The sequence below is a fragment of the Micrococcus sp. HSID17227 genome (assembly GCF_003989405.1).
Lineage (GTDB): Bacteria > Actinomycetota > Actinomycetes > Actinomycetales > Micrococcaceae > Micrococcus > Micrococcus luteus.
Genome location: NZ_RBLN01000233.1, coordinates 1 through 3,238 on the forward strand (window position 1 = coordinate 1; position 3,238 = coordinate 3,238).

5 protein-coding genes are annotated in these 3,238 nt (G+C 73.9%); 2 read left to right on the plus strand and 3 right to left on the minus strand.

The genetic code is table 11. From position 1 onward, the window contains the following. A partial coding sequence (locus D8M29_RS09990) for an MFS transporter (protein ID WP_148111573.1) occupies window positions 1–797 on the plus strand: 797 nt, incomplete at its 5' end. A 142-nt stretch (window positions 798–939) separates the two neighbouring features. Further along, window positions 940–1,212 carry a GlsB/YeaQ/YmgE family stress response membrane protein gene (locus tag D8M29_RS09995; RefSeq protein WP_020624693.1) on the plus strand — a complete coding sequence of 91 codons (273 nt, stop codon included), beginning with the start codon at window positions 940–942 and terminating at the stop codon, window positions 1,210–1,212. Between the two features lie 112 nt (window positions 1,213–1,324). On the opposite strand, the gene D8M29_RS10000 is transcribed toward D8M29_RS09995, so the two are convergent. The 3 genes from D8M29_RS10000 to rpmI all read right to left on the minus strand — a co-directional run bounded on the left by D8M29_RS10000 (window position 1,325) and on the right by rpmI (window position 3,027). Further along, complete coding sequence (locus tag D8M29_RS10000; protein ID WP_098092372.1) at window positions 1,325–2,221, minus strand: RNA methyltransferase; 897 nt, start codon at window positions 2,219–2,221, stop codon at window positions 1,325–1,327. A 136-nt stretch (window positions 2,222–2,357) separates the two neighbouring features. Then, window positions 2,358–2,744 carry a 50S ribosomal protein L20 gene (gene rplT / locus D8M29_RS10005; RefSeq protein ID WP_041105250.1) on the minus strand — a complete coding sequence of 129 codons (387 nt, stop codon included), beginning with the start codon at window positions 2,742–2,744 and terminating at the stop codon, window positions 2,358–2,360. A gap of 88 nt (window positions 2,745–2,832) precedes the next feature. Beyond that, complete coding sequence (gene rpmI, locus D8M29_RS10010; protein ID WP_002853699.1) at window positions 2,833–3,027, minus strand: 50S ribosomal protein L35; 195 nt, start codon at window positions 3,025–3,027, stop codon at window positions 2,833–2,835. Between the last annotated feature and the right edge of the window lie 211 nt (window positions 3,028–3,238).

Genomic DNA, 3,238 nt, shown 5'->3' on the forward strand with positions numbered 1-3,238 from the left:
TGTGGGTGATGGCCGGGCTGTCCGTGGCCAACGTGCTGGGCGTGCCGGGCGCGACGGCGCTCGGGCAGGCCGTCGGCTGGCGCTGGATGTTCGTCATCGTGGCGGTCTGCGCGGCCCTGTGCGTCGGGGCGACCGCGTGGCTCGTCCCGTCCGTGCCGGCCCCCGCGGGCGCCTCGGTCGGCCGCGAGCTGCGCGGTCTGGCCTCCGGCCGCCTGTGGGCGACGGTGGCCGTGGGCGTGATCGGCTTCGCCGGCATGTTCGCGCTCTACACCTACATCGCGCCGCTGCTCACGGAGGTCGCGGGCCTCGAGGAACGGTGGGTCCCCGCCGTGCTGGCCCTCTACGGCGTCGGCATGGTGATCGGCACGCTCGTCAGCGGCGCCCTCACGGACCGCGACCCGGTGGGCACCCTGCGCCTGAGCTTCGGGCTCAGCGCGGTCTCGCTGGCCGCCGTCGCGCTGACGGCCTCGTGGGCTCCGGTGATGATCGTGTTCCTCTTCTGCGTGGCCGTCAGCGGCTCCGGGATCGCCCCGTCCCTGCAGGTGCTGCTCGTGGACTCCGCGCCCACCGCACCCCAGCTGGCCGGTTCGCTCAACCACTCCGCGCTGAACATGGCCAACGCGATGGGCGCGTGGGTCGGGGCCGCCGCGATCGGGGCCGGTGCGTCGCTGCGGACCCCGCCGCTGGTCGGCGCGGGCATCGCCCTGGCGGGCCTGGTGCTGGCGTTCCTGCTCGTGCGCCGCGACGTCGCGGCGCGGCCCGGCGTCCGGGCTGACGACGGCGGCTCGCCCCGCTGATCGGCCCGCTCCCGGCCGGGGCGATCCTCGTGCGGCCGGGAAATCCCGAAAAAGCCGGGGCGCCAGAGGTGGCCCCGGACGAAAACCCCTTGCTACGTTCGTTCTCGTACGTCAGATTCGCAACCTGAAAGGAATCACTATCATGGGCTTCATTGGCTGGATCGTTCTCGGCCTCATCGCCGGTGCCATCGCTCGCGCCATCCTCCCCGGACGTCAGGGCGGCGGCTGGCTCGGCGCCCTCCTCACCGGCATTGTCGGTGCTCTCCTCGGCGGCTGGATTGCCTCCCTGGTGTTCAACATCAACGTGAACGAGAAGTTCTTCAGTCTGGGCACCTGGATCTTCGCGATCATCGGTGGTGTCATCGTCGCGGCCGTGTGGCAGGCCATCACCCGCCGCACCGGCACCCGCGCCTGAGCGAGCTGAGCGGCCCGGTTTCGACCCGGGAACGCGCAGAAGGGGCGGGGATCCACGTGGATCCCCGCCCCATCTGCGTCTCCGGACGGCCCGAGCCGCCTCGCCCGCGGCCTCAGCCGGCGCGCCGCGCCACCGCCATCGCGGACGAGTACAGGCACACCGTGGCGGCGGTCCCCACGTTCAGGGACTCCGCCGCCCCGTACAGCGGCACCGCCACCCGGCGGTCCGCCAGCGCGAGCTCGCCGTCGTCCAGGCCCTGGGCCTCGTTGCCGAACAGCCACGCGGTCGGCGCGGCGACCACGCCGGGGCCGAGGGCGTCGAGCCGGTCCGAACCGTAGCCGTCGGCGGCCCACACCTGCAGGCCTGCGGCCCGGGCGGCGGCCGCGGCCGCCTCTGCGGGGACGGCGGTGACCACGGGCAGGTGGAACAGCGACCCGGCGGTGGACCGGACCACCTTGGGGTTGAACGGGTCGACGGAGCCCGGGGTGAGGACCACCGCGTCCGCCCCGGCCGCGTCCGCGGCTCGGATGACCGTGCCGGCGTTCCCCGGGTCCTGCACGCGGCACAGCACGGCGGCCAGGCGCGCCTCCTCGAGGACCGCTTCGGCGGCCTGCGGCTCCGGCATCCGCGCCACGGCGACGATGTCCTGCCCCGTCACGGCGTCGGCCATGGCGGTGAGCACCTCGTCGCTGGCCTCGCGCACCAGGACGCGCTCACCACCCGGCGTCGGGCGGTCCCGGACGCGCGCCACGAGCTCGGCGAGCGCGGGGTCCCGGTCCACGAGTCCGCCGGACACGTACACCTGGGTCAGCACCCGCCCGGCGCGCCACTGCCCCGCGGCGGCCGTCGGCCCCTCCCCCAGGTGGGCGCGCAAGGCCTCGCGGCAGGCCTGCGGCCCCTCGACGAGGAACGTGCCCGTCCGGCGTCGGGCGGAGCGGCCCGCCAGGGCTGCCACCGCGCGCACGCGCTCGGCGCGGGGATGGGTCATCGGCTCGGCGTGCGGGGTCATGGGGTCTTCCTGGTCGGGGCTCGGCTGCGGGTGCGCAGACGCCGACGGGGCGGGCCTCGGTGGAGGACCCGCCCCGTCGGCGGTGGTGCTCACGCCTGGGGCGTGGTGGTGGGGCTCTCAGGGCCCCGGAGCCGGCTCAGCGGGAGACGGCGGGGGCGTTCACGTCCGCGGGCAGCGCCTCGCGGGCGGTCTTCACCAGCACGGCGAAGGTCGCGGCGTCGGAGACGGCGATCTCGGCCAGCATGCGGCGGTCCACCTCGACGCCGGCCAGCTTGAGGCCCTGCATGAAGCGGTTGTAGGTCATGCCGTTGGCGCGGGCGGCCGCGTTGATGCGGGTGATCCACAGGCGACGGAAGTCACCCTTGCGCTTGTGGCGATGCTGGTAGTTGTAGGTGAACGAGTGGAGCATCTGCTCCTTCGCCTTGCGGTACAGGCGAGACCGCTGGCCGCGGTAGCCGGAGGCGCGCTCCAGCATGGTCCGACGCTTCTTGTGGGCGTTCACTGCCCGCTTCACACGTGCCACGTGCGTACTCCAATCTGTGTGGTCCCCGGGGCGCGCACTGGCGCGTCACGGCCGAGGAGGAAGGGGTTCCGGCGAGGCCGGGGGGGTGTCAGATGCCGAGCATCCGCTTGATCTGCTTGATGCTGCCCTTGGAGACGAGCTGGTCGCCCTTGAGACGGCGGGTCAGGCGCGAGGACTTGTGCTCCAGGTAGTGGCGGCGGTTCGCCTGCTGGCGCATGATCTTGCCGGAGCCGGTCACGCGGAAGCGCTTCTTGGCACCGCTGTGGGTCTTCATCTTCGGCATGGCTGCCGTTCTCCTTCACTCATCGCTGCCGTGCGCGGCGCGCACGGCAGTGCTGGTCACCCCGGTCCGTCCGGACCGGGCTGGTCTGTGGCGACCCCGGGGGGTCAGGCCCGAGGACCGGGCTTGGGGGCACCGCCGCGGGGGGCGGCGGGCTTCGGCGGGGCCGGCATCGGCTTGGCCGTCGGCTTCGGAGCCGACGACGGCGCGGCCG